At 70.1% G+C, this 25,474-nt stretch carries 22 protein-coding genes; all 22 read left to right on the forward strand.

The features are described 5' to 3' along the window. The first annotated feature begins 5 nt into the window (after nt 1-5). The 22 genes from fliG (at nt 6) to NRY95_11820 (ending at nt 25,262) form a co-directional block, all read left to right on the forward strand. Complete coding sequence (gene fliG / locus NRY95_11715; GenBank protein ID UYC18571.1) at nt 6-995, forward strand: flagellar motor switch protein FliG; 990 nt, start codon at nt 6-8, stop codon at nt 993-995. Further along, nucleotides 992-1,612 carry a FliH/SctL family protein gene (locus NRY95_11720; GenBank protein ID UYC14424.1) on the forward strand — a complete coding sequence of 207 codons (621 nt, stop codon included), beginning with the start codon at nt 992-994 and terminating at the stop codon, nt 1,610-1,612. Before fliG ends, NRY95_11720 begins: the two co-directional genes overlap by 4 nt. Beyond that, the gene (locus tag NRY95_11725; protein ID UYC14425.1) at nt 1,609-2,985 is read left to right on the forward strand and encodes a FliI/YscN family ATPase; all 1,377 of its coding nucleotides are present in this window, start codon (nt 1,609-1,611) and stop codon (nt 2,983-2,985) included. Before NRY95_11720 ends, NRY95_11725 begins: the two co-directional genes overlap by 4 nt. A 3-nt stretch (nt 2,986-2,988) precedes the next feature. Beyond that, complete coding sequence (gene fliJ / locus NRY95_11730) at nt 2,989-3,462, forward strand: flagellar export protein FliJ (protein ID UYC14426.1); 474 nt, start codon at nt 2,989-2,991, stop codon at nt 3,460-3,462. After that, on the forward strand, nt 3,459-4,775 hold the full coding sequence (locus tag NRY95_11735) for a flagellar hook-length control protein FliK (protein ID UYC14427.1): 1,317 nt from the start codon (nt 3,459-3,461) through the stop codon (nt 4,773-4,775). Before fliJ ends, NRY95_11735 begins: the two co-directional genes overlap by 4 nt. Nucleotides 4,776-5,000: 225 nt before the next feature. Continuing rightward, nucleotides 5,001-5,537, forward strand: a complete 537-nt coding sequence (locus NRY95_11740) for a flagellar basal body-associated FliL family protein (GenBank protein UYC14428.1) — start codon at nt 5,001-5,003, stop codon at nt 5,535-5,537. 12 nt (nt 5,538-5,549) lie between these two features. Continuing rightward, entirely contained in the window at nt 5,550-6,557 is a 1,008-nt protein-coding gene (fliM, locus tag NRY95_11745; protein ID UYC14429.1) for a flagellar motor switch protein FliM, read from the forward strand. Continuing rightward, nucleotides 6,554-6,892 (forward strand): flagellar motor switch protein FliN, encoded by a 339-nt coding sequence (gene fliN / locus NRY95_11750; GenBank protein ID UYC14430.1) that lies wholly within the window; start codon nt 6,554-6,556, stop codon nt 6,890-6,892. The genes fliM and fliN overlap by 4 nt, the downstream gene beginning before the upstream one ends. Next, nucleotides 6,889-7,305, forward strand: coding sequence for a flagellar biosynthetic protein FliO (gene fliO, locus NRY95_11755; protein UYC14431.1), 417 nt, complete (start codon nt 6,889-6,891; stop codon nt 7,303-7,305). The genes fliN and fliO overlap by 4 nt, the downstream gene beginning before the upstream one ends. A gap of 2 nt (nt 7,306-7,307) precedes the next feature. Then, the gene (fliP, locus tag NRY95_11760) at nt 7,308-8,120 is read left to right on the forward strand and encodes a flagellar type III secretion system pore protein FliP (GenBank protein UYC14432.1); all 813 of its coding nucleotides are present in this window, start codon (nt 7,308-7,310) and stop codon (nt 8,118-8,120) included. 4 nt (nt 8,121-8,124) lie between these two features. After that, nucleotides 8,125-8,394 carry a flagellar biosynthetic protein FliQ gene (locus tag NRY95_11765; protein ID UYC14433.1) on the forward strand — a complete coding sequence of 90 codons (270 nt, stop codon included), beginning with the start codon at nt 8,125-8,127 and terminating at the stop codon, nt 8,392-8,394. Between the two features lie 21 nt (nt 8,395-8,415). Beyond that, nucleotides 8,416-9,207, forward strand: coding sequence for a flagellar biosynthetic protein FliR (gene fliR, locus NRY95_11770; protein ID UYC14434.1), 792 nt, complete (start codon nt 8,416-8,418; stop codon nt 9,205-9,207). A 134-nt stretch (nt 9,208-9,341) separates the two neighbouring features. After that, entirely contained in the window at nt 9,342-12,293 is a 2,952-nt protein-coding gene (locus NRY95_11775; GenBank protein ID UYC14435.1) for a diguanylate cyclase, read from the forward strand. Between the two features lie 220 nt (nt 12,294-12,513). Continuing rightward, nucleotides 12,514-15,408, forward strand: coding sequence for a diguanylate cyclase (locus NRY95_11780; protein ID UYC14436.1), 2,895 nt, complete (start codon nt 12,514-12,516; stop codon nt 15,406-15,408). 105 nt (nt 15,409-15,513) lie between these two features. Beyond that, a complete protein-coding gene (gene flhB / locus NRY95_11785; GenBank protein ID UYC14437.1) occupies nt 15,514-16,644 on the forward strand; it encodes a flagellar biosynthesis protein FlhB in 1,131 nt (376 codons plus the stop codon). 17 nt (nt 16,645-16,661) lie between these two features. Then, entirely contained in the window at nt 16,662-18,725 is a 2,064-nt protein-coding gene (gene flhA, locus NRY95_11790; protein ID UYC18572.1) for a flagellar biosynthesis protein FlhA, read from the forward strand. Between the two features lie 181 nt (nt 18,726-18,906). Continuing rightward, the gene (gene flhF / locus NRY95_11795; GenBank protein UYC14438.1) at nt 18,907-20,568 is read left to right on the forward strand and encodes a flagellar biosynthesis protein FlhF; all 1,662 of its coding nucleotides are present in this window, start codon (nt 18,907-18,909) and stop codon (nt 20,566-20,568) included. Continuing rightward, entirely contained in the window at nt 20,555-21,439 is an 885-nt protein-coding gene (locus tag NRY95_11800; GenBank protein ID UYC14439.1) for a P-loop NTPase, read from the forward strand. Before flhF ends, NRY95_11800 begins: the two co-directional genes overlap by 14 nt. Then, nucleotides 21,436-22,185, forward strand: a complete 750-nt coding sequence (locus NRY95_11805) for an RNA polymerase sigma factor FliA (protein ID UYC14440.1) — start codon at nt 21,436-21,438, stop codon at nt 22,183-22,185. The genes NRY95_11800 and NRY95_11805 overlap by 4 nt, the downstream gene beginning before the upstream one ends. Before the next feature lie 18 nt (nt 22,186-22,203). Continuing rightward, complete coding sequence (cheY, locus tag NRY95_11810; protein UYC14441.1) at nt 22,204-22,596, forward strand: chemotaxis response regulator CheY; 393 nt, start codon at nt 22,204-22,206, stop codon at nt 22,594-22,596. Further along, nucleotides 22,596-23,204 carry a protein phosphatase CheZ gene (locus NRY95_11815; protein ID UYC14442.1) on the forward strand — a complete coding sequence of 203 codons (609 nt, stop codon included), beginning with the start codon at nt 22,596-22,598 and terminating at the stop codon, nt 23,202-23,204. Before cheY ends, NRY95_11815 begins: the two co-directional genes overlap by 1 nt. A gap of 285 nt (nt 23,205-23,489) precedes the next feature. Next, entirely contained in the window at nt 23,490-25,262 is a 1,773-nt protein-coding gene (locus NRY95_11820) for a chemotaxis protein CheA (protein UYC14443.1), read from the forward strand. Nucleotides 25,263-25,474: the final 212 nt, after the last annotated feature.

Raw genomic sequence — 25,474 nt, forward strand, 5'->3', positions numbered from 1 at the left:
ATGCAATCAATGGAGTGCAGCGCGCCGCGGTGCTGCTGCTGTCGCTCGGCGAAGCCGACGCGGCCGAGGTGCTCAAGCACATGGACCCCAAGGAGGTGCAGAAGATCGGCATCGCCATGGCGACCATGAGCGGGATCTCGCGCGACCAGGTCGAGAAGGTCATGGACGAGTTCAACGCCGAACTCGGCAGCAAGACCTCGCTGGGCGTGGGCGCCGACGACTACATCCGCAACGTGCTGGTGCAGGCGCTGGGCGCGGACAAGGCCGGCAACCTGATCGACCGCATCCTGCTCGGCCGCAACACCACCGGCCTGGACACGCTGAAGTGGATGGACCCGCGCGCGGTCGCCGACCTGGTGCGCAACGAGCACCCGCAGATCATCGCCATCGTCATGGCGCACCTGGACAGCGACCAGGCCGCCGAGGCGCTGAAGCTGCTGCCCGAGCGCACCCGCGCCGACGTGCTGATGCGCATCGCCACCCTCGACGGCATTCCGCCGAACGCGCTGAACGAACTCAACGAGATCATGGAGCGGCAGTTCTCCGGCAACCAGAACCTGAAGTCGTCCAACGTCGGCGGGGTCAAGGTCGCCGCCAACATCCTCAACTTCATGGACAGCGGCCAGGACCAGGGCGTGCTGGCGGCGATCGGCAAGATCGACGCCGAGCTCAGCACCCGCATCCAGGACCTGATGTTCGTGTTCGACAACCTGGTCGAACTGGAAGACCGCGCGCTGCAGACCCTGCTGCGCGAAGTCAGCGGCGACCGCCTCGGCCTGGCCCTGCGCGGCGCCGACATCAAGGTGCGCGAGAAGATCACCAAGAACATGTCCCAGCGCGCCGCCGAAATCCTGCTCGAGGACATGGAAGCGCGCGGCCCGGTGCGCCTGGCCGATGTGGAAGGCGCGCAGAAGGAGATCCTGACCATCGTGCGCCGCCTGGCCGATGAAGGCGTGATCAGCCTCGGCGGCGCCGGTGCGGAGGCGATGGTATGAGCGGCAACGTGGTGCGCTGGTTCGCGCCGGAACTCAATGCCGCCCCGGCGCCGGTGCCGCAGGTCGAGGACGCCGTGCCGGAAGAGCCGGTCCTGCGTCCGCCGAGCCTGGAAGACATCCAGGCGATCGAGGCGGCCGCGCAGCACGAAGGCTTCGAGCGCGGCCACGGCGAGGGCCTGGCCCAGGGCCAGGCCGAGATCCGCCGCCTGACCGCGCAGATCGAAGGCATCCTGGACAATTTCTCGCGGCCGCTGGCGCGGCTGGAAAACGAAGTGGTCGGCGCGCTCGGCGAGCTGGCCGTGCGCATCGCCGGCAGCCTGGTCGGCCGCGCCTACGAGGCCGATCCGGCGCTGCTGGCCGAGCTGGTCGGCGAAGCGCTGGATGCGGTCGGTGGCGCGCGCCGCGAGGTCGAGGTGCGCCTGCACCCGGACGACATCGCCGCGCTGACCCCGCTGCTGGCGTCGATGGCCGACGGCACCCGGCTGGTGCCGGACCTGACCCTGAGCCGCGGCGACCTGCGCGTGCATGCCGAAGCGGTGCGCATCGACGGCACCCTGGAGGCGCGCCTGCGCGCGGCACTGGAGACGGTGATGCGCAAGTCCGGAGCGGGCCTGTGAGCGCGCTGTCCGGCACCCATCCGGCCGACTGGCTGGACGCGCGCAACCTGCGCCTGGCCGCGCGCCTGGGCCAGCTCGAGCTCGACGCCGCCGCCGGCCGCGGCCTGATCCGCGAGGGCATCCTGCGCCGCGCGGTCGGGCTGACCCTGGAAGCGGTCGGCTGCGAGGCGCCGATGGGCGCCACCTGCAGGGTCGAGGTCGACGGCGGCTGGGTCGATGCCGAAGTGGTCGGCTTCTCCGGCGAACGCACCTCGCTGATGCCCAGCGCCGAAACCCACGGCCTGCTGCCCAACGCGCGGGTGGTGCCGGTGCGCCGCCGCGGCGGCGTGGAAGTGGGCGAAGGCCTGCTCGGCCGGGTCATCGATTCGGACGGCGTGCCGCTGGACGGCAAGGGCCCGATCCGCGCCGAAGGCTCGGTCGGCATGGCCGGCATCTCGATCAACCCGCTGGCGCGCGAGCCGATCACCATGCCGCTGGACGTGGGCGTGCGCGCGATCAACGCGCTGCTGCCGATCGGCCGCGGCCAGCGCGTGGGCCTGTTCGCCGGTTCCGGCGTCGGCAAGTCCACCCTGCTCGGGATGATGACCCGCTACACCGCCGCCGACGTGATCGTGGTCGGGCTGATCGGCGAACGTGGCCGCGAAGTGCGCGACTTCGTCGAGACCACGCTGGGCGAGGAAGGCCTGCGCCGCGCGGTGGTCGTGGCCGCGCCGGCCGACCGCCCGCCGCTGGCGCGCCTGCACGGCGCCTACCGCGCCACCGCGATCGCCGAATGGTTCCGCGACCAGGGCCTGAACGTGCTGCTGCTGATGGACTCGCTGACCCGCTTCGCCCAGGCGCAGCGCGAGATCGGCCTGTCGGTCGGCGAGCCGCCGACCACCCGCGGCTACCCGCCGTCGGTGTTCGCCAAGCTGCCGGCGCTGGTCGAGCGCGCCGGCAACGGCGCCAAGGGCCGCGGCTCGATCACCGCCTTCTACACCGTGCTGACCGAAGGCGACGATCCGCAGGACCCGATCGCCGACGCCGCCCGCGCCATCCTCGACGGCCACATCCTGCTGTCGCGCCGCGTCGCCGACAGCGGCCTGTATCCGGCCATCGACGTGGAATCCTCGGTCAGCCGCGTGGTCCAGGACATCGCCGACGAGCCATGGCGGCTGCGCATCCGCGCGCTCAAGCGACTGGTGTCGGCGTACTCGGCCAACCGCGACCTGATCACCATCGGCGCCTACCAGCGCGGCAACGATGCAGCCGTGGACGAGGCGCTGGAGCGCTGGCCGGAAATCATGGAATTCCTCGGACAGGATGTCGCCAAGGCCGCAGATCTGCCCCACAGCCAGGCCGCGTTGAAGCGCCTGGTCGAACGTGAGAACTAAGCCATGATGCAATCGCAGCGTATCGATCCCCTGCTCCGCCGCGCCCAGCAGCACGAGGACGAGGTCGCCCGCGACCTGGCCGAGCGCCAGCGCGCGCTGGCGACCCACGAGTCGCGCCTGGAAGAACTGCGTCGCTACGCCGAGGAATACGCCAGCAGCCAGATGGCCGCGACCAGCCTGGCGCAACTGGCCAACCGCCGCGCGTTCCTGGACCGCCTGGAAAGCGCCGTGCAGCAGCAGTGCCAGACCGTGGACCGCAATCGCGAGAAGGTGGAAATGGAGCGCAGCCGGCTATTGCTGGCCAGCCGCGACAAGCAGGTGCTGGAACAGCTGGCGGCCAGCTACCGCGCCCAGGAACGCAAGGTCGACGACCGCCGCAGCCAGCGCGAGATGGACGACCTCGGCGCGCGCCGGGTGCGCCTGGCGGTGGCCGCGGCTGCGGCCGACAGCGACAACGACAACGGAGACAGCCGATGAACAACGCACTTTCCGCGCTGGGCGGCAACGCCCGCGCCAGCGCCTCCGGCGGCAGCGCCGACGCGCAGGGCCAGGACCGCGGCGGCGGCCAGGACTTCGACAAGCTGCTCGGCAACGACAGCGCGCGCGCCGCGCCCAAGCCGGCGCCACGGTCCAGCGCCAAAGCGCCGCCGGCATCCGCCGACAAGTCCGCCGACAAGGACGCGGCGGCGAAGCGTCCGGACGCTTCGCAAGACAACGCCAGCGAGCCGGCGCGCAGCGCACAGGCCGGCAACCAGGCCGCACGCGACAGCGAAAAGAGCAGCGAGGACAGCAAGGCGCCGGGCAAGGGCAGCAAGGCCGACGCCAAGCAAGGCGAGGACAGCAAGGAAGACGCCGGCTGGCCACCGGCGGGGCTTGCCGGCATCGGCATGAGCCTGTTGCCGACGCTGGCTGCTGCAGCGCTGCCGGCGGCGAGCGCCGGTCCGCTGGGCGCGGCCGGGTTGGCGATCGGCGTCGCCGGTGCCGCCGCCCAGGGCGTGGCCGCGCTGCTCGGCGGCGACACTCCCCTGGCCGCGGCCGGCGCCGACACCGCGGCCGCCGGTGCGGCCGCGACCGCCGCCGCGCCGGCAACCGCCGCGGCCAGCACCGGCGCCAGCGCTGGCAGCGGCTTCGGCGGGATGCTGGCGCAGGTCGCCGGGGCCGCGGCGCAGGCCGCCAGCGGCGGCGATGCCACGGCCCCGGTCGCCGCACTGGCGGCGCTGGCGAGCGCCACCGACAAGAGCGCCGACAGCGGCAGCGAGGTGGCCAGCACCGGTACCGATCCGATCAACCTGCTGGCGACGGCCGCGATCCACGCGCCGGCGCGCAGCGCCGACACCGCCGCGCCGTTCACCGGCTCGCCGACCCCGACCCCGAACCTGCACGGCGACAACTTCGACGACGAACTGGGCGCGCGCATGAGCTGGCTGGCGGACCAGAAGATCGGCCACGCACACATCAAGCTCAGCCCGGCCGACCTGGGCCCGGTCGAGGTGCGCCTGCATCTGAACGGCGACCAGGTCAACGCCAGCTTCAGCAGCGCCCAGCCGGAAGTGCGCCAGGCGCTGGAGAACAGCCTGCCGCGGCTGCGCGACATGCTCGGCCAGCACGGCTTCCAGCTCGGCCAGGCCGATGTCGGTCAGCAACAACAGCAGGCCTCGCAGAATGCCCGCCAGGGCAGCAGCTCGAACGCCGGCAATGCCGGCGGCGGCACTGGCGACGAGCTGCTGGGCAGCGTCGGGATTCCGTCGGTGGTATTGCGCCAGCGCGGCCTGCTCGACGCCTACGCGTAAGCCAACGGCGCCATCGCGGCGGCCCCGGCCGCAACCGCTCCTTGTGGGAGGCGCTTCAGCCCCGACGCGCGTCACCGATCAAGCCCGTCGGGCTGAACTGCGTCCCACAAAAAGCCGCATCCATCGGCCGCCACGGCCACCGTCAAAGATCCGGCGAGCCCACCCCGCCGTTTCGGCACACCGATTGCATCCTCAGGGGCAGAGTCCCCCTTAAGGAGCCAATCCGTGGCAGCAGCAGCCGACAAATCGAAGAAATCCGCCGACGCCAAGGACGCCAAAGAGGCCCCGGAGGGCGGCAAGTCGAAGAAGAAGCTGCTGATCATCGTCATCGCCGCGGTGCTGGTGCTGGGCGGCGGCGGCGCCGGCGCCTGGTTCTTCCTGAAGAAGCCCGATGCCGCCCATGGCAAGGCCGCGGCCAAGACCGCCGAGCTGCCCAAGCCGGCGCAGTACTTCGCGATGGACCCGGCGTTCGTGGTCAATCTCAACGGCAGCCCCGACGAGGGTCCGCACTACCTGCAGATGGAAGTGCAGCTGATGACCCGCGACCCGGAAGAGCTGAAGCTGATCACCGAGAACGCGCCGGCGATCCGCGCGCACCTGCTGATGCTGTTCTCGCAGGTGCAGGCGCAGGACATCGCCGACATCGCCGGGCGCAAGAAGCTGCAGGCCGCGGCGCTGGCCGACGCGCAGAAGCTGATGACCGCCGAGACCGGCAAGAAGTGCGTGGAAGACCTGCTGTTCACCAGCTTCGTGACCCAGTAAGGCGCCGCCGCGATGACCGACCTGCTTTCCCAAGACGAGATCGATGCGCTATTGCATGGCGTCGATGCCGGCGCGGTGGACACCGGGCCGGCGCCGCCGGCGCCCGGCGAAGCGCGCCAGTACGATTTCTCCAGCCAGGACCGGATCATCCGCGGGCGCATGCCCACGCTGGAAATGGTCAACGAGCGCTTCGCGCGGCTGTGGCGGATCGGCCTGTTCAACCTGATCCGGCGCTCGGCCGACCTGTCGGTGCGCGGCATCGACCTGATCAAGTTCAACGACTACATGCACTCGTTGTACGTGCCGAGCAACCTGAACCTGATCAAGTTCAAGCCGCTGCGCGGCACCGGCCTGATCGTGTTCGAGCCGACCCTGGTGTTCACCGTGGTCGACAACTTCTTCGGCGGCGACGGCCGCTACCCCACGCGCATCGAAGGCCGCGAATTCACCCCGACCGAGATGCGGGTGATCCAGCTGATGCTCAAGCAGACCTTCGCCGACCTGCACGAGGCCTGGGCGCCGGTGATGGAGGTGGAGTTCGAGTACCTCAATTCCGAGGTCAACCCGCACTTCGCCAACATCGTCACCCCGCGCGAATACGTGGTGGTCAGCCGCTTCCACGTGGAGCTGGAAGGCGGCGGCGGCGAGATCCACATCACCCTGCCGTACTCGATGCTGGAGCCGATCCGCGAACTGCTCGACGCCGGCATCCAGAGCGACCGCGTGGACCGCGACGAGAGCTGGAACATCATGCTGCGCGAGCAGCTCAACACCGCCGAGGTCACCATTTCCAGCGTGCTGGCGCAGAAGCAGATGACCTTGCGCGAGCTGACCCGGCTGAAGATCGGCGACGTGCTGCCGATCGAGCTGCCCAAGCAAGTGCCGCTGTGCGTGGAGAACATCCCGGTGTTCACCGGCGAGTTCGGCATTTCCCGCGGCCAGAACGCCGTGAAGATCACATCGACCCAACCCCCCGGCGCGCTGCGCCGCCGCCCCGCCTTCCAGGAAGACGCGTCATGAGCCAGAACGAAATCCCCGAGCCGGTCCCGGCCCAGTTCGACAGCCTGCAGCCGGAAACCGGCAGCGACGGCAACGAGCTGAACCTGGACATGATCCTGGACGTGCCGGTGACGCTGTCGCTGGAAGTCGGGCGCAACCGCATCCCGATCCGCAACCTGCTGCAGCTCAACCAGGGCTCGGTGGTGGAACTGGAGCGCGGCGCCGGCGAGCCGCTGGACGTGTACGTCAACGGCACCCTGATCGCGCACGGCGAGGTAGTGACGATCAACGACCGCTTCGGCGTGCGCCTGACCGACGTGGTCAGCCCCAGCGAACGCATCCGGAGACTGCGGTGAGCCTGTTGCTCGCGGCCGCCACCCAGGCGGCCAGGTCCGCCTCGGGCGTCGGCAGCGCCGCACCCTCGCCACCCAGCCTGCTCGGCGCGGTGTTCGCGCTGCTGCTGGTGCTGGGACTGATCCTGGGCATGGCCTGGGTGCTCAAGCGCCTGCCCGGCAGCGGCTTCCGCCCGGCCGATGGCCTGCGCGTGGTGGCCAGCCTGGCGGTCGGCGCCAAGGAGCGCGTGGTGGTGGTCGAGGTCAACGGCGAGCAGTTGCTGCTCGGCGTGTCGCCGGGCGGGGTACGCACCTTGCATCGCCTGCCCGAGCCGCTGCCGCAAGCGCCGGCGCCGTCGCTGCCGAACCTCAGGCAGCTCAGGAACCTCCCCGATTTCGCCCAGCTGCTGGCGCAGAAGCTGCGCAAGGACAAATGATCATGTTGCCTCGTTGGAACCGTCATGCGCGCGGCCTGCGCCTGCTGCTGATCCTGCTGACGCTGAGCCTGCTGCCGGCGCTGGGCTGGGCCCAGGCCGCGCCGACGGCGCCGGCCGCGCAGAACGCCGCCCCGACCCTGCCCTCGCTGCCGGAAGTGAACGTCGGCAAGGTCGGTGCGCAGCCGGTGAGCCTGCCGCTGCAGACCCTGCTGCTGATGACCGCGATCACCCTGCTGCCGTCGATGCTGCTGGTGCTGACCGCGTTCACCCGCATCACCATCGTGCTAGGCCTGCTGCGCCAGGCGATGGGCACCGGGCAGACCCCGTCCAACCAGGTGCTGATGGGCCTGGCGCTGTTCCTGACCGCGCTGGTGATGATGCCGGTGTGGGAAAAGGCCTGGGGCCAGGGCATGAGCCCCTACCTCAACGGCCAGCTCGACTTCCAGACCGCCTGGACCCTGACCACCCAGCCGCTGCGCGCGTTCATGCTGGCGCAGATCCGCGAGGCCGACCTGATGACCTTCGCCGGCATGGCCGGCAACGGCACCTACAGCGGCCCCGACGCGATCCCGTTCCCGGTGCTGGTGGCCTCGTTCGTGACCTCGGAGCTGAAGACCGCGTTCGAGATCGGCTTCCTGATCTTCATCCCGTTCGTGATCATCGACCTGGTGGTGGCCAGCGTGCTGATGTCGATGGGCATGATGATGATGTCGCCGATGCTGGTCTCGGCGCCGTTCAAGATCCTGCTGTTCGTGCTGGTCGACGGCTGGGTGCTGACCGTCGGCACCCTCGCCGCCAGCTTCAACGGAGTCTGAGCCGATGAGTCCCGAATTGGCCCTGACCGAATTGCGCGGCGGCCTGATCACCGTGTTGTGGGTGGCCGGCCCGTTGCTGCTGTCGATGCTGGTGGTGGGCGTGGTGATCGGCGTGTTCCAGGCCGCCACCCAGCTCAACGAACCGACCATCGCCTTCATCGCCAAGGTCATCACCCTGACCGCGATGCTGTTCGCCACCGGCAGCATGCTGCTGGCGCACCTGGTCGAGTACACCACCATGCTGTTCCAGCGCATTCCGCATCTGATCGGCTAGCGGGACAGGAGCCCGACGGCGATGGATTCGGCAACGCAAATGGTCATCGACGGCCAGCAGGCCTTCGCGATGGTCGGGGCGATCCTGTGGACCATGCTGCGCATCGGCGCGATGCTGATGGCGATGCCGCTGGTCGGCACCCGCGCGGTGCCGGCGCGGGTGCGGGTGATGCTGGCGGCGACGCTGGCGATGGCGCTGGCGCCGCTGCTGCCGCCGGTGCCCGACTGGAACGGCTTCGATGCCGCGGTGGTGCTGAGCGTGGCGCGCGAACTGGCGGTCGGCGCGAGCATGGGCTTCATGCTGCGGCTGATCTTCGAGGCCGGCGCGCTGGCCGGCGAACTGGTCTCGCAGAGCACCGGCCTGGGCTTCGCGCAGATGGCCGATCCGTTGCGCGGGGTCACCTCCGGGGTGATCGGGCAATGGTTCTACCTGGCCTTCGGCCTGCTGTTCTTCACCGCCAACGGCCACCTGGCCGTGGTACAGCTGCTGGTGGACAGCTACAAGGCGCTGCCGATCGGCAACGCGCTGCCGGATGCGCAGGCGATGGCCTCGGTGGCGCCGGATTTCTTCATGGGCATGATGCGCGGCGCGGTGACCCTGGCGCTGCCGGTGATGGTGGCGATGCTGGCGGTGAACCTGGCGTTCGGTGCGCTGGCCAAGGCCGCGCCGGCGCTGAACCCGATCCAGCTCGGCCTGCCGGTAGCGGTGGTGATCGGCCTGGCGCTGCTGGCGGTGCTGGTCGGTGAGATGGGCCCGCCGGTGCAGCGCCTGTTCGATGCCGCCTTCCACGCCGCCCGGCAGGTCACCGCCTAAGATACGTCGGCAGGCGCGCGAGCAGGTCTTGAGCGATTCAAGCCCCGTGCGACTGCGCCGATACGCTTTCCAACGGTGTTGCAAGTGCAGCACTCACCGCCGCGCAGCGCCTTACGGGGACGCCAGTCATCACCGTGCCGATCAGCCACCCGCCGCCGTCGCCCTCTCCGTCGCGCGGCAGTGCATGGCGGCTCGCCGCCCTGCTCGCGCTATGCGCCTGGGTCGGCGCCGCCCTGGCGCAGGAATACAGTTTCCGCGACTACGCGCAGGCCGACGGCCTGCAGGGCCTGAGCATCAATTGCCTGTATGCCGACCGGCACGGCGTGGTCTGGGCCTGCACCGAACTGGGCCTGCACCGCTACGAGCGCGAACGCTTCGAACAGGTCGGCGCCGATGCCGGCATCGGCAGTCCGCTGGTCTATGCGATTGCCGAGGATCGCCGGCAACGCATGTGGGTGGGCGCTTCCAATGCGCTGTACGTGGGCGACGGACGCCGCTTCGCCGCCGTTCCCGGCGCCAACGGGCGGCGCCTGCGGATCGACCAGGGGCAATCGCTGGCGGCGTTCGGCGACGCCATCGTCGCGCTCAGCGACAAACAGCCGCTGCGGATCGCCGCAGGCACCGCTGGACGCTGGCAGGTCGCACCGCTGCGCACGGCAGACGGCGCGCCGCTGGCCGAGATCTCCAGCGTCACCGCGATCGGCGCGGCACTGTGGCTGGGCTGCGGCCACCAGCTATGCCGGCTGGATGCGCAAGGCCGCTTGCACCGGCTCGGCCGCGCTGACGGCGTTCCCGACGACATCTGGCTGGCGCTGCTGCGCGACCGCACCGGCACACTGTGGGCGCGCGGCGTCCACCACGTGCTGGCCTGGCCGGCCGGCGCGGCGGGCTTCGCCGAACGTCCGCCGCCGCCGGACAGTAGCTTTTCCACCATGGCGGTGGGCATCAATCTGGTCGAGGACGCCGCCGGCCGGGTACTGACCCGCAGCGACACCGGCCTGCTGCGCTGGGAAGGCGGGCATTGGCGCGCGTTCGAGCGCGCGCAGGGGTTGGGCGCGCTGGCGCCCAACATTTCCCCCATGCTCAGCGATCGCCAAGGCCGCCTGTGGATGGGCACCCGCGGCCGCGGCGTGCAGCGCTGGCTGGGCTATGGGCTGATCCAGCATTGGGAAGAACCGCAAGGGCTGGCGACCGCGCCGACCTGGTCGATCCTGCGCAGCCGCGGCGACGGCCGCCTGTACGTCGGCAGCGAAATGGGCGCCAACGTGCTCGACGCCGACAGCGGACGCATGCGCCCGCTGACCGACCGCGACGGGCAGGCGCTGCGGCAGACGGTGCAACTGGTCGACGATGCCGACGGCACCCTGTGGTTGGGCCAGTCGTCCGGGCGGGTACTGCAACTGGATCGGGGCAGCGGCCGCATGCTGGAGAGAACCAGGGTGCCGTCGGCGCTGAAATGGATGTTCTTCGACGACGCCCGTACGCTGTGGCTGTTGACCACCCGTGGCCTGTTCCTGCTGCCGCCGGGCGAACACAGCGCGCAGCCGGCGCACCACCTGCCGCGCGACCAGTTCGTCGGCGGCGGCTACGATGCGCGCCGCCGCTTCTGGCTGGTCGGCCAGAACGGCCTGTACCTGCGCCAGGCGCAGGGCTGGCAGTCGATCCGCCTGCGCGGCGTCGCGCTGCCGGATGCGGAACTGGACAAGTTCACCATCAACGCCAACGACGAGGCCTGGCTGACGTTCGACGATGTCGGCGTCTGGCGCGGGCGCTTCGAGTCGCGCAGCGCCACCTTGTACCTGCGCAAGATCGAGGACCCGCTGCTGTCGCGGATCGTGCCCTATGTGCTGCGCCAGGACCGCCAGCAGCGGCTGTGGGTCGGCAGCAGCCAGGGCCTGGACCTGTGGTCGGACGGACGCTGGATCCGGGTCACCCAGGCCGACGGACTGCTGTGGGACGACACCTCCGAATCGGCGTTCTTCGAGGACGCCGACGGCTCGGTGTGGATCGGCAACAGCAAGGGCGTCAGCCAGATCCTGGGTCCGACGCGGCTGTTCGCCGCGCGGCCACTGCGCCTGCGGTTGCTGCGCGCCACCCGCGCCGGCAAAGCGGTCACCGCCGGCGCGCAGTTGCCGTGGTCGCAGCAGCCGATCGAGTTCGCCTTCTCGGCCCCCGGCGCGGTCGGCGGCAGCGACACCATCGGCTTCCGCTACCGCCTCAAGGGGCTGCAGGAGCAATGGGCCAGCACCCAGCAGTCGCATCTCAGCTACACCCTGCTGTTGCCCGGACGCTACACGCTGGAAGTACAGGCGCTGGACGAGCACCAGCGCACACGCAGCAACCTGGTACGCCTGGAATTTTCGATCATGCCGCCGTGGTGGCGCAGCCCGCTGGCGTGGATGGTGTACATGCTGGCCGCGGCGCTACTGGTGACCATGGTCTGGCGCTGGCGGGTGAAACAGTTGCTGGAGCGCGAGCGCACCCTGGCGCGCCTGGTCGCCGAGCGCACCCAGGAGCTGGAGCACGACAAGCGCGAACTGGAGCAGGCACGCGCCGCGCTGGCGCTGAAGTCGGTCCGCGACGACCTCACCGGCCTGCTCAACCGTGTCGGCATCCTCGACGGGCTGGCCGCGCAGATCCAGCAGTGCCAGCACGACGGCAGCGCATTGGCGGTGGCGATGATCGATCTGGACCACTTCAAGCAGATCAACGACCAGCATGGCCACCTGATCGGCGATGCAGTCCTGGCGCGGGTCGGGCGGCGCATGAACGCGAACCTGCGCGGTGCCGACCTGATCGGCCGCTATGGCGGCGAGGAACTGCTGGCGGTGCTGCCGGGCCTGCTGCCGCCGGCGCAGAACCGGTTGCTGGCCCTGCACCGGGTGATCGGCGCCACCCCGTTCCTGACCGATGCCGGCTTGCTCGAGGTCACCGCCTCGATCGGTGTGGCCTGGTACCGCACGGGCGAGTCGGTGCAACAATTGCTCAGCCGCGCCGACGACGCGCTGTACCGGGCCAAGCATGGCGGCCGCAACCGGATCGAATTGCACCTGGATCCGGCCCCGGGAGCCACCGTCCCGCCCTGAACGGCGCCGGCTCAAGCCCAGCCGCGGCGCGGCCGATAACCGACATCGAGCTGCGCGCCGCGCGCCGCGCCATGGCCACCGGCCGCTGCGAATGCGGCACAGCAACGGTCGCTGTCCTTCTCCACTTCTTGCCTGGTGCCGCACACGATGTCGGATTCCCTGCCAGCCCCCGTCGATGACTGCCGCGGCGCCTGCAGCGGCTGAGGGGCACGGCATGCGCATGCGCCGACACTGGCTGCGGCCCTTCCTGCGGGTCCTGCTGCCATGGCTGGGCCTGGGCCTGGCGTTGGGCGACGTCGCCCGCGCGCAGTCGATTCCGTTGCGCCGCTACGCCCACGACCAGGGCCTGCTCGGCCTGGCCGACACCTGCCTGCTGCAGACCGGCAACGGCAGCCTGTGGGTGTGTACCGAGAGCGGGCTGTATCGCTTCAATGGCCATCGCTTCGAACAGGTGCCGCTGCAAGGGCAGCGCGGCCATTTCATCAGCGCCGCGACCGAGGACGCCGAGCACCGGCTGTGGGTGGCCACCTTCGACCGGCTCTACGTCGACGACGGCACCCAGTTGCGCCGGCTGAGCGCGCAGGAAACCGGGCCGCTGCACAAGAACAAGCTGCACCTGGCCAGCACGCGCTGGGGCACGGTGCTGCTCAACGGCCAGCAGGCGCTGCGCGCGGTGGCCGGCAGCGACGGGCGCTGGCAGCTGCAGCCGCTGTTCGACGCAGCGACGCTGGCGCGGCTGCCGCAGCTCGGCAAGCTCGGTGCGGCGCAGAGCGAAGCCGACACTCTATGGCTGGGCTGCGATCAGGAGCTGTGCCGGGTCGCCGCCGATGGATCGGTCACCGTCTACGGCCAGGCGCAGGGCCTGCCGCCCGATCGCTGGCGCCATGTCGTGCGCGATCGCGACGGGGCGCTGTGGCTGCGCGGCGACCGCCACGTGATGCAATTGCCGGCAGGGAGCGAGCGTTTCGTCGCCCGCCCCCCGCCCGACGGCGGCCTGCGCCAGGTGGTCGGCCAGGCGCAGATCCTGCTCGATCCGCAAGGGCGCGTGCTGATCCGCACCGGCCAGGGCCTGGCGCGCTGGGAGCGCGGCCACTGGCGCAGCTTCGGCCGCAGCAACGGCCTGCCCGACGGCGGCATCGTGGTGCTGCTGTTCGACCACGCCGGCGACCTGTGGATGGCGATGGATGGCGAAGGCGTGGTGCGTTGGAACGGCTACGGCTGGATCGAGAACTGGGACGTCTCGCAGGGCATGAGCACCGCACCGACCTGGAGCATCCTGCGCAACGGCGCTGGTGCGCTGCTGATCGGCAACGAAGCCGGCATCAACCGCCAGCGCCGTGCCGACGAACGCTTCCACCCCTGGCTGGCGGACGCCGGGCAGCAGGTCATCAGCCTGCAGATCGCGGCGGACGGATCGCTGTGGAGCCTGGGCTCGCTGGGCGAACTGCGCCACCACGACCGCCAGGGCCGCTTGCTGCGCACCTACCCGCGCCTGGGCGATTCGATCCGGCGTCTGTTTCTGGACGCCAGCGGCCGGATGTGGATCCTCGCCGCCGATGGCCTGTACCTGCTGGCGCGGCCGCAATCGGACGAGCTGCCGCAGCGGGTGCGGGCGCTGCCCGGCGGCGAGTATTCGGACATCCAGCAGCGCCGCGACGGCAGCCTGTGGCTGGCCGGCGCGGCCGGCGTGTTCCGGCTGAGCGGCAACACCTGGACCCCGATCCGGCTGCTGCTGGACGGCAAGCCGGCGCAGCCGTGGGTCAGCAAGCTGCTGATCCAGGAAGACGGCCAGGTCTGGGCCGCGCTCTACGACCCGGGCGTGTGGCAAGGCCGGCTCGACGGCGACACCCTGCAGCTGCAGCAGAGCGCCGACCTGCAGCAGCGCGACCTGCAGATCTACCTGCTGCGGCGCACCCGCAACGGCTGGGTGTGGATCGGCCACAACCAGGGCGTGGATGTCTACGACGGGCGCCGCTGGTCGCGCCTGACCCAGTCGCAAGGGCTGCTGTGGGACGACATCTCCGAATCGGCGTTCTTCGAGGACAACGACGGCTCGGTGTGGATCGGCACCAGCAAGGGCGTCAGCCACATCCTAACCCCGCCACGCCTGTTCCAGGCCGGCGCCCCGCGCTTGACGCTGAGCGAATTCAGCCGCGGCGGCCACGCGATCGCCGCCGGCGCGCGCCTGCCCTGGAACGAGGAGCCGCTGCACATCGAGGTCGGATCGCCGGACCTGTACGACGACCGCAACCAGGTCTCGTTCCGCTATCGCTTCGACGGCGCGCACACGCGCTGGATCGCCACGCCCAACTTGGAGATCGAGCATCCGCCGCTGCCGCCGGGCGACTACACCTTCGAAATTCAGTTGCTCGACGCCTACCGGCGCAGCGCCTCGGCGCCGGTGCGGGTGGCGTTCTCGGTGGCGCCGGTGTGGTGGCGCAGCCAGCCGATGCTGGTGCTGTACGCGCTGCTCGGCGGCGGCCTGGCGATCGGCGCGCTGCATTGGCGCGAGGGCCGCCTGCGCCAGCGCCAGCGCGAACTGGCCGACCTGGTCGCGCTGCGCACCCAGGAACTGGAACACGACAAGCGCGAACTGGAGATCGCCCGCGCCGCGCTGGCGGTGAAGGCTTCGCACGACTCGCTGACCGGCCTGCTCAACCGCGCCGGCATCCTCGATGCGCTGGCCGCGCAGATGCGCCGCAGCCAGAGCGAGGACCGGCCGCTGGCGGTGGCGATGATCGATCTGGACCACTTCAAGCACATCAACGACGAGCACGGCCACCTGATCGGCGACGCGGTGCTGATCAAGGTGGCGCAGCGCCTGAACGCCAATCTGCGCGGCTCGGACCTGATCGGCCGCTACGGCGGCGAGGAATTGCTGGGCGTGCTGCCTGGGCTGCCGGTCCCGTCCGACGAGCGGCTGCAGAACCTGCGCATGGCGGTCGCCGGGCAGCCGCTGCGGGTCGGCAAGCAGCGCCTGGCGGTCACCGCCTCGATCGGCGTGGCCTGGTACCGGCCGGGCGAGAGCATGCAGCAGCTGCTGGCGCGCGCCGACGAGGCGCTGTACCGGGCCAAGCATCTGGGCCGCAACCGGGTCGAACTGCAACAGGACTAGGATTCTGTCCCGAGACGGCGGCGCGCCGCCGACCGTCCCCCAAGCGCACGGTACGGTCCTTGCAGGAGGCTGGGTTGAATCCCCTGCCCGGCGCGCCTCACCGTCATGTCCGAAAACGAAGAAGGCACCGAAAAAACCGAACAACCGACCGAAAAACGCCTGCGCGAGGCGCGCGAGCAGGGCAATATCCCGCACTCGCGCGAGCTGGCCACGGCGGCGGTGTTCAGTGCCGGCATCTTCGCCCTGATGGGCATGTCCGGCTCGCTGGCGGCCGGCGCGGTAACCTGGATGAAGGGCGCGCTGCGCCCGGATCCGGGCCTGTACGGCAATCCGGGCGCGTTGTTCGGCCACTTCGGCGAACTGCTGCTGGGGCTGCTGTGGGTGACCCTGCCGCTGGTCGGCATCTGCGTGGCCGCCGGCTTCGTCGCGCCGATCCTGATGGGCAGCCTGCGCTTCTCCGGGGCGGCGCTGATCCCCAAGTTGGACCGGCTCAACCCGATGGCCGGGCTGACCCGGCTGTACGGCCCGGAAAGCCTGGCCGAACTGTTCAAGTCGATGTTGCGCATGGGCTTCGTCGGCGGCGCCGCCGGCCTGTGCATCTGGCACAACGTGGCCGGCCTGCGCAGCCTGATGCGGCAACCGCTGGAAACCGCCATCGGCGACGGCCTGGGCTTCACCCTGCGCCTGCTGCTGTATACCGCCGGCGCGCTGGCGCTGCTGGCCGCGATCGACGCGCCGTACCAGAAGTGGAACTACACCCGCAAACTGAAGATGACCCGCGACGAAGTGCGCCGGGAAATGAAGGAGAGCGAGGGCAGCCCGGAGGTCAAGGGCCGCATCCGACAGATGCAGATGCAGCTGTCGCAGCGGCGGATGATGGAAGCGGTGCCCAGCGCCGACGTGGTGGTGGTCAACCCCACCCACTACGCGGTGGCGCTGAAATACGAGAGCGGCCGCATGCGCGCCCCGACCGTGGTCGCCAAGGGCGTGGACGAACTGGCCTTCCGCATCCGCGAGATCGGCGAGCAGCACCGCGTCGCAGTGGTGTCTGCGCCACCTTTGGCACGCGCCTTGTATCGGGAAGGGCAACTCGGCAAGGAAATTCCCGTGAGACTGTATTCGGCGGTGGCCCAGATCCTTTCCTACGTCTACCAGTTGCGCTCCTGGCGCAGCGGGCCGATGCCGCCGTTGCCGCCGCTGGAGGTCGATGAATTCGGCCCGGGGAGCAAGCCGTGAGCCAGCCCGCCGCGCAAATGAACACGCGCAAGATGATGGACATGATCAAGCACGGCCTCGGCGCGCCGGTGATCGTGATGGCGATGCTGGCGATGGTGGTGGTGCCGCTGGCCGCGCCGGTGCTGGATGCGCTGTTCACCTTCAACATCGCGATCTCGCTGATGGTGCTGCTGGCGGTGGTCTACGTGAAGCGGCCGCTGGAGTTCAGCATCTTCCCGATCGTGCTGCTGATGACCACGATGCTGCGCCTGGCGCTGAACGTGGCCTCCACCCGCGTGATCCTGATCAACGGCCAGGACGGCCACGGCGCCGCCGGCAAGGTCATCGAGGCGTTCGGCGAGTTCGTGATCGGCGGCAACTACGCGGTCGGCATCGTGGTGTTCGCGATCCTGACCATCATCAACTTCGTGGTCATCACCAAGGGCGCCGGGCGCGTGTCGGAAGTGACCGCGCGCTTCATCCTCGACGCCATGCCCGGCAAGCAGATGGCGATCGACGCCGACCTCAACGCCGGCCTGCTGACCCGCGAGGAAGCCAAGGCCCGGCGCGAGGAAGTCCGCGAGGAAGCCGACTTCTACGGCTCGATGGACGGCGCCAGCAAGTTCATCCGCGGCGACGCCATCGCCGGCATCCTGATCCTGTTCATCAACCTGATCGGCGGCATGGCGGTCGGCGTCCTGCAGCACGGGATGCCGGTGGCGCAGGCCGCGTCCACCTACACCCTGCTGTCGATCGGCGACGGCCTGGTGGCGCAGCTGCCGGCGCTGCTGGTGTCCTCGGCGGTGGCGATGCTGGTCACCCGCGCCTCGCGCTCGCAGGACATGGGCGCCTCGATGATGGGCCAGGTGTTCGGCCAGCACAAAGCGCTGGCGGTGGCCGCGGCGATCCTGGGCCTGGTCGGGCTGGTCCCGGGCATGCCCAACGTCGCTTTCTTGACGCTGGCGCTGATCCTGGGCCTGCTGGCCTGGAAGATGTGGAAGCGCAGCCTGCTGCCGGAAGAAGCCAAGCCGGATCCGGCGCAGCAGGCGGCCAGCGCCGGCGCGCAGGCCAACGCCGAACTGGGCTGGGACGAACTGCGCCCGATCGATCCGCTGGGCCTGGAGGTCGGCTACCGGCTGATCCCGCTGGTGGACAAGGCCCAGGGCGGCGAACTGATGGCGCGGATCAAGGGCGTGCGCCGCAAGCTGACCCAGGACATCGGCTTCCTGATACCGCCAGTACACATCCGCGACAACCTGGAGCTGCCGGCCAACGCCTATCGCCTGCTGGTGCACGGGGTGCCGGTGGCCACCGCCGACATCCACCCCGATCGCGAACTGGCGCTGGACCCGGGCGGCGCGCTGGGCAAGATCGACGGCATCGCCGGCAAGGACCCCGCGTTCGGCCTGGACGCGATCTGGATCCAGCCGCACCAGCGCGCCCAGGCCGAGACCATGGGCTACACCGTGGTCGACCCGGCCACCGTGATCGCTACCCACCTGTCGCACCTGATCCGCGAGCATGCCCCGGAACTGCTCGGCCACGAGGAGGTGCAGCAGTTGCTGGCCACGCTGGCCAAGAGCGCGCCGAAGCTGGTCGAGGACCTCACCCCCAAGGCGCTGCCGCTGTCGGTGGTGGTGCGCGTGCTGCAGAACCTGCTGATCGAGAAGATCCCGGTGCGGCAGCTGCGCAAGATCGTCGAGGCGCTGGTCGAGCACGCCCCGCAGAGTCAGGAACCCGGCGCGTTGACCGCGGCGGTGCGCAATGCGCTGGGCCGCTTCATCGTGCAGGAAATCGCCGGAATGTCGGCGGAGCTGCCGGTGTTCACCCTGGCCCCGCAATTGGAACGTGTCTTGCAGGACTCTACCCAGGGCAACGGTGCCGCGCTGGAACCCGGCCTGGCCGAGCGACTGCACCAGAGCCTGGCCGAATGCGTCAGCAAGCAGGAAGCGCGCAACGAACCGGCCGTGGTGCTGGTCCCGGCGCAGGTCCGCGCCGCGCTGGCCCGGTTGGTCCGCCACAGCGTCCCCTCGCTGTCGGTGCTGTCCTACAGCGAGGTACCGGAAGACAAGCGGCTGAAGCTGGTGGGAACGATTAGTTGAAGCCGGGACCCGGGACTAGGGACTCGGGACTCGGAAGCGCAACGGTCAGGAATCGGAATAGACAAATGAATTCTCGCAAACACATCCACATCCAAACGCCACCGCAAGGTGCGGCCTCCAAGCCCTTGCTGTTGCCGAGTCCCGAGTCCCGCGTCCCGAGTCCCGCTCCGAAGGTACACCCATGAAGATCAAACGCTTCGTAGCCCCCGACATGCGCACCGCGTTCCGCATGGTCCGCGACGAGCACGGTCCGGATGCGGTGATCCTGTCCAACCGGCGCACCGACGAGGGCATCGAGATCGTCGCCGCCAGCAACTACGATGAAGCCCTGGTGCAGCAGGCGCTGGACGCGGCGCGTCCGGAAGAGGCGGCACCGCGGCTGCAGGTGTCGGCCGCCAATCCGGCGCCGCGTGCGGCCAAGGCCGCCGCCAATCCGGCGATGGCGATGATGGCCGCGATCAGCGAACGCCGCGCCCCGGCCGCCGCCATGGCCGCCGCCGGCAGCAGCGCGAGCGTGGCGCAGGCCGCGCCGGCGCGGCCGCTGACCCAGCCCGCCGCGATCGCCGCTTCGGCGATGCCCGCCGGCACCGCGCCGGCGCCGAGCCGCCCAGCCGCCGCGCCGCGGGCCCCTGCCCCGGCCCAGCCAGCCGCCCCCTTCGCCGAATTCCGCATTCCCGAGGACGTGTTCCGCAACGCACCGATCAGCGTGCCGATGCCCAGCCCGTTCGCCGCCCCGGCCGCCGCTGCCAGCGCCGCCGCGATCGCCGCCGACGTGCCGGCCTGGCTCGAGGACATCGCCGCCGTGTCGCTGACCCCGGCCGCTACGCCGGGCGCCGCGAACGTGGTGCCGCTGCCGGCCGCGGCGCCTGCGGCCAGCGCCGGGATCCCGGCGCCGCCGACGCTGGCGCCGGTGGCCAGCTTCCCCGGCGTGCAGAACGACGAACAATTGACTCAGCTGCGCGACGAACTGGCGCTGATGCGGCAGATGATCGAGCGCGAGATGAACCGGCTCACCGACGAACGCCTGCGCGGCTCGCCGGTGCGCGCCCAGGCGCTGGAGCTGATGGACGACTACGGCTTCGACAGCGGCCTCACCCGCGACGTGGTGATGCAGATCCCCGCCGACCTGGAGCTGCACCGCGGCCGCGGGCTGATGCTGGGGCTGCTGTCCAAGCGCCTGCCGATCGCCCCGCTGGACCCGATCGAGGAAGGCGGCGTGATCGCCTTGATCGGCCCCACCGGCGCCGGCAAGACCACCACCATCGCCAAGCTGGCCTCGCGCTTCCTGCAGCGCCACGCCGCCCGCGACGTGGCCCTGGTCACCACCGACACCATCCGCGTCGGCGGCCGCGAACAGCTGCACAGCTACGGCCGCCAGCTCGGCATCGCCGTGCACGAGGCCGACAGCGACGCCGCCCTGCAGCAGCTGCTGGAGCGCCTGCGCGACTACAAGCTGGTGCTGATCGACACCGCCGGCATGGGCCAGCGCGACCGCGCCCTGGCCGCACAGCTGCACTGGCTGCGCGCCTCGCGAGTGGTCCGGTCCTTGCTAGTACTCCCTGCCAACGCGCATTTCTCCGACCTGGACGAGGTGGTGCGCCGGTTCGCCGGCGCCGATCCGCAGGGGGTGATCTTGACCAAGCTGGATGAAACCGGGCGGTTTGGCAGTGCCCTGTCGGTGGTCGCGGACCACCGGCTTCCCATCACCTGGGTGACCGATGGTCAGCGCGTGCCGGACGACCTGCACCGCGCCAACGCCGCCAGCCTGGTATTGCGCCTTGAAGATTTGCGGCGCGCTGCCGATAAGCCCTGTACTCCGGAGCAGAACCATGCCGTCGCGTGATTACGCCAATCTGACCAATGCCTTCCCCCTGTCGGCAACGCGCAGCGAACCGCTCGGCCCGGTGCGCACGATCGCCGTGACCGGCGGCAAGGGCGGCGTCGGCAAGACCAACATCTCGGTCAACCTGTCCATGGCGCTGGCCGACATGGGCAAGCGCACCCTGCTGCTGGACGCCGACCTCGGCCTGGCCAACGTCGACGTGCTGCTCGGGCTGACCCCCAAGTTCACCCTGGCCGACCTGGTCGCCGGGCGCTGCACCCTGGAAGAGGTGCTGATCGACATGCCCAACGGGCTGATGGTGGTGCCCGCCGCCTCCGGTCGCCGGCACATGGCCGAGTTGCCGCCGGCCCAGCACGTGGGCCTGGTCAACGTGTTCTCCGAGCTCAAGCGCGAGCTGGACGTGATGATCATCGACACCGCCGCCGGCATCACCGACAGCGTGCTGACCTTCTGCCAGGCCGCGCAGGACGCGGTGGTGGTGGTCTGCGACGAGCCGGCCTCGATCACCGACGCCTACGCGCTGATCAAGGTGCTGTCGCGCGAACGCGGCGTGGACCGGGTGCAGATCGTCGCCAACATGGTCCGCGACCTCAACGAAGGCCGCCTGCTGTACGACAAGCTGAGCCGGGTGTGCGAGAAGTTCCTCGGCGACGTGTCGCTGAACTACCTGGGCTGCGTGCCGCAGGACGACTGGCTGCGCCTGGCGGTGCAGCGCCAGCAGCCGGTGGTCAAGGCCTACCCGTCCAGCCCGTCGGCGCAGGCGATCGCCGAGATCGCCCGCCGCACCTCGCGCTGGCAGGCGCCGACCGTGCCGCGCGGCAACGTCGAGTTCTTCGTCGAACGGATCATCCAGCGGGGGGTCGCCGCATGAACGCCGCCGCCCACTACCGCGCCGTGCAGCGCAACAGCGCCAACGACTACATCGCCCAGCATTCGGACCTGGTGCGGCGCATCGCCCACCACCTGGCGGCGCGGCTGCCGGCCAGCGTCGAGATCGACGACCTGATCCAGGCCGGCATGATCGGCCTGATCGAGGCCTCGCGCAGCTACGACGCCGACCAGGGCGCCTCGTTCGAGACCTACGCCTCGATCCGCATCCGCGGCTCGATGATCGACGAGATCCGCCGCGGCGACTGGGTACCGCGCTCGGTCCACCGCCGCGCCCGCGACGCCGCCTCGGCGGTGCGCAAGATCGAACAGAGCACCGGCCGCGCCGCCGCCGCCAACGAAGTGGCCGCGGCGATGGACATGCCGCTTCCCGAATACCTGCGATTGATGGAAGATGCCGCGCGCGGCCAGGTGCTGAGCCTGGAATCGCGGGTCGAGGACCACGGCGAACTGGACACCATCGCCAAGGGCGGCCCCAATCCGCAGCAGATGCTGGAGCGCAGCGAGTTCGGGCGCGAACTGGGCAAGGCGATCGCGCAGCTGCCCGAACGCGAGCAGCTGGTGCTGTCGCTGTACTACGAACAGGAATTGAACTTGAAGGAAATCGGCGCGGTGCTCGGTGTCAGCGAGTCGCGCGTCTGCCAGATCCACGGCCAGGCCACGGTACGCTTGCGCGGACGCTTGAAAGCGTTCGAAGCGGCGGACGCCGGCCTGGAAGACGAAGAATAAGACCCAAGGGAGTTAGCGGTGAACAAGAACATGCGGATTTTGATCGTGGACGATTTCTCGACGATGCGGCGCATCGTCAAGAATCTGCTCGGCGATCTGGGCTTCACCAACACTGCAGAGGCCGAAGACGGCAACAGTGCGCTGGCGGCACTGCGCTCGGCACCGTTCGAGTTCGTGGTCACCGACTGGAACATGCCCGGCATGACCGGCATCGACCTGCTGCGCAACATCCGCGCCGACGACAAGCTCAAGCACCTGCCGGTGCTGATGGTGACCGCCGAGGCCAAGCGCGAGCAGATCATCGAGGCGGCGCAGGCGGGCGTGAACGGCTACATCATCAAGCCGTTCACCGCGCAGACGCTGCAGGAGAAGCTGGGCAAGATCTTCGAGCGCATGGGAGCGACCGCCTGATGCAAGCCACCGCCGAACGCAGCGCCCTGATCGAACGTCTGCAAGGTGCGCTGGACGCACTGGAAAAAGGCGACGAAGCAGGCTGGCGCAAGGAAATCGACACGCTCGCCGCCTGGCGCACGCGGCCGATGATGCAGGGCCTGAGCCGGCTCGCGCGCGACCTGGGCCAGGCGCTCGGCGAACTGCCGGTCATTCCCAGCGAAGCCGGCGAGCTGGACGACGCCTGCTCGCGCCTGGACCACGTGGTGGAGATGACCGAGCAGGCCAGCCACCGCACCCTGGACCTGGCCGAGGAATGCCGCACGCTGGCCGACCAGCTGCGCGCTGGCGGGCTGACCGGCGAGCAGGGCGAGATCCTCGACAGGATCCGCCACAACCTCACCGAGATGGCCCTGGCGCAGAGCTTCCAGGACCTGACCGGGCAGATCATCCGCCGCGTGGCGACCATCGTGCGCCGCGTGCACGAAGGCTTCGGCGCGCTGGGCCTGCCGCCGAAGGAAGACAAGAAGCCCGACGGCAGCCTGGCCGGCCCGGCGCTGGCCGGGCTGGACCGCCACGGCGTGTCGCAGAACGACGCCGACGACCTGCTGTCCGGACTGGGGCTGTAGGACCTGCTCACGCGATTGGAATAGGCCACGCCGCGCTTTGGTGCGTGCGGGGCAAGGAAGAATGATGGAATTTATGTCGATAAACGATCGAATGATGACGCAGCACTGCGCGCACCAAAGCGCGGCCCTGCGGGTTGCCGTGTCCGGCCCGCAGGCGGCTGCGCGCGGCTTGAACAGGCGGCCAGCCTCGGGCAAGCAATTGCTTGCCCACTGCGCCGTGCGCAACCACCTGGAGGCCGGACACGACAACGTGGCCTACTCCAATCGCGTGAGCAGGTCCTAGCCATGAGCGCCGTTCCCGACGACATCGCTGCCGACTTCATCATCGAGGCCCAGGAAATCCTGGACCGGCTCGGCGAGCAGCTGGTGTCACTGGAACAGGCGCCCGAGGACAGCGCGCAGCTCAACGCGGTGTTCCGCGGCTTCCACACGCTCAAGGGCGGCGCCGGGTTCCTGGCGATCACGCCCATGGTCGAGCTGTGCCACGCCGCCGAGGACACCCTGGGCCAGGCCCGCGCCGGCCAGGCCACGCTGCAGGCGCGGCACTTCGACGCCGCGCAGCAGTCGCTGGACTACCTGCAGTCGATGCTCGACGCGTTCGGCAGCGGCAGCGAACCGCCGCGCGCGCCGCAGCAGCTGATCGCGCAGTTCGCCACCAGCGGCGAAGAAACCGCCGCGCCGTCGGGACCCGGGTCCCGGGTCCCGGGTCCCGGCAAAAGCGCGGCGCCTGCAGCGGCCGGTTCCGCCGATTCCGACCTGATCAGCGACGACGAGTTCGAGGCGCTGCTGGACAACTTGCATGGTGCCGCTCCCAGCGCCGGCGCTCAGCTTTCCCGAGTCCCGAGTCCCCAGTCCCGAGTCCCGGCGGCGCCAGCCGCGCCGAAGGCGGCCGCTGCGCCCGGCAAGGCCGCCGAACCCGAGCACACCGTGCGCGTGGACACCAAGCGCCTGGACGCGATCGTCAACCTGATCGGCGAACTGGTGCTGTCGCGCAACCGGCTCAAGACCCTGCGCGTGCGCCTGCGCGACGAAGAACTGGACCGCGCGGTCAGCAGCCTGGACATCGCCACCGCGCGCCTGCAGTCGGCGGTGATGCGCACCCGCATGCAGCCGGTGGGCAAGGTGTTCTCGCGCTTCCCGAAGGTGGCACGCGACGTCGCCCGCTCCCTGAACAAGGAAGTGGAGCTGGAACTGATCGGCGCCGACACCGAGCTGGACCGCAACCTGGTCGAGGCGCTGGCCGATCCGCTGGTGCACCTGGTGCGCAACGCCATCGACCACGGCATCGAGGCGCCGGCGCTGCGCGAGGCCACCGGCAAACCGCGCGGCGGCCACGTGCGCCTGTCGGCGCAGCAGGAAGGCGACTACGTCAGCATCGAGGTGCAGGACGACGGCGCCGGCATCGACCCGGAGCGGTTGCGCGCCAAGGCGCGCGAGAAGGGCCTGATCGATCCGGAAGCCGCCGCCCGCCTGACCACCGAGGAATGCCTGCACCTGGTGTTCCTGCCCGGCTTCTCGACCAAGTCCGAAGTCACCGACATCTCCGGCCGCGGCGTCGGCATGGACGTGGTGCAGTCGCGCATCCGCGAGCTCAGCGGGCAGATCCAGATCCAGTCCGAACTGGGCCGCGGCAGCCGCTTCCTGATCCGCGTGCCGCTGACCCTGGCGATCCTGCCGACCCTGCTGGTGCAGGCCGGCGACACCGTCTACGCGTTGCCGCTGGCGCGCGTGGTGGAAGTGCTGCACGCGCCGCGCCGCGCGCTGGGCTGGTTCGACGGCCGCGCCGTGCTCGACCGGCAATCGCACACCTTGCCGCTGGTGGACCTGCGCAAGTGGTTGAACATCGAAGCGCCGGAACTGCCGCTGCTGACCGTGGTGGTGCTGCAGGCCGGCGAATCGCGCATGGGCCTGGTCGTGGACCAGGTCCGCGGCCGCGAGGAAGTGGTGATCAAACCGCTGCCACGCGCACTGCGCGGCCTGCCCGGCTACGCCGGCGCGACCCTGATCGGCGATGGCCGGCTGGCGTTGATCCTGGATGTGGACGGGTTGAAGAACTGAGAAGTCGGGATTGGGGAGTCGGGATTGGGGAATCGCAAGAGCGGGACCCCGCAGGCCGACCACGCTATGCGCCGCTCGTCGCAGGAGCGGCTTCAGCCGCGACCCGGTGACAAGGGAACTGGTGATTAGGGATTCGCGCTGAGAGCCCACAGCGCCTGTTGCGCGCGGATAGCATGCTTGTGCCCGCAGTCGCCACCTCGCTGCTTCGCACC

The sequence above is a fragment of the Xanthomonas campestris pv. phormiicola genome (assembly GCA_025666215.1).
Lineage (GTDB): Bacteria > Pseudomonadota > Gammaproteobacteria > Xanthomonadales > Xanthomonadaceae > Xanthomonas_A > Xanthomonas_A campestris_A.

What these genes read in the sequence shown, in the direction of transcription:
- NRY95_11720 (UYC14424.1), top strand. Translation starts at nt 992, where the DNA reads ATGAGCGGCAACGTGGTGCGCTGGTTCGCGCCGGAACTCAATGCCGCC.
- fliJ (UYC14426.1), top strand. Translation starts at nt 2,989, where the DNA reads ATGATGCAATCGCAGCGTATCGATCCCCTGCTCCGCCGCGCCCAGCAG.
- NRY95_11735 (UYC14427.1), top strand. Translation starts at nt 3,459, where the DNA reads ATGAACAACGCACTTTCCGCGCTGGGCGGCAACGCCCGCGCCAGCGCC.
- fliM (UYC14429.1), top strand. Translation starts at nt 5,550, where the DNA reads ATGACCGACCTGCTTTCCCAAGACGAGATCGATGCGCTATTGCATGGC.
- fliN (UYC14430.1), top strand. Translation starts at nt 6,554, where the DNA reads ATGAGCCAGAACGAAATCCCCGAGCCGGTCCCGGCCCAGTTCGACAGC.
- fliP (UYC14432.1), top strand. Translation starts at nt 7,308, where the DNA reads ATGTTGCCTCGTTGGAACCGTCATGCGCGCGGCCTGCGCCTGCTGCTG.
- NRY95_11765 (UYC14433.1), top strand. Translation starts at nt 8,125, where the DNA reads ATGAGTCCCGAATTGGCCCTGACCGAATTGCGCGGCGGCCTGATCACC.
- fliR (UYC14434.1), top strand. Translation starts at nt 8,416, where the DNA reads ATGGATTCGGCAACGCAAATGGTCATCGACGGCCAGCAGGCCTTCGCG.
- NRY95_11780 (UYC14436.1), top strand. Translation starts at nt 12,514, where the DNA reads ATGCGCCGACACTGGCTGCGGCCCTTCCTGCGGGTCCTGCTGCCATGG.
- flhB (UYC14437.1), top strand. Translation starts at nt 15,514, where the DNA reads ATGTCCGAAAACGAAGAAGGCACCGAAAAAACCGAACAACCGACCGAA.
- flhA (UYC18572.1), top strand. Translation starts at nt 16,662, where the DNA reads ATGAACACGCGCAAGATGATGGACATGATCAAGCACGGCCTCGGCGCG.
- flhF (UYC14438.1), top strand. Translation starts at nt 18,907, where the DNA reads ATGAAGATCAAACGCTTCGTAGCCCCCGACATGCGCACCGCGTTCCGC.
- NRY95_11800 (UYC14439.1), top strand. Translation starts at nt 20,555, where the DNA reads ATGCCGTCGCGTGATTACGCCAATCTGACCAATGCCTTCCCCCTGTCG.
- NRY95_11805 (UYC14440.1), top strand. Translation starts at nt 21,436, where the DNA reads ATGAACGCCGCCGCCCACTACCGCGCCGTGCAGCGCAACAGCGCCAAC.
- NRY95_11815 (UYC14442.1), top strand. Translation starts at nt 22,596, where the DNA reads ATGCAAGCCACCGCCGAACGCAGCGCCCTGATCGAACGTCTGCAAGGT.
- NRY95_11820 (UYC14443.1), top strand. Translation starts at nt 23,490, where the DNA reads ATGAGCGCCGTTCCCGACGACATCGCTGCCGACTTCATCATCGAGGCC.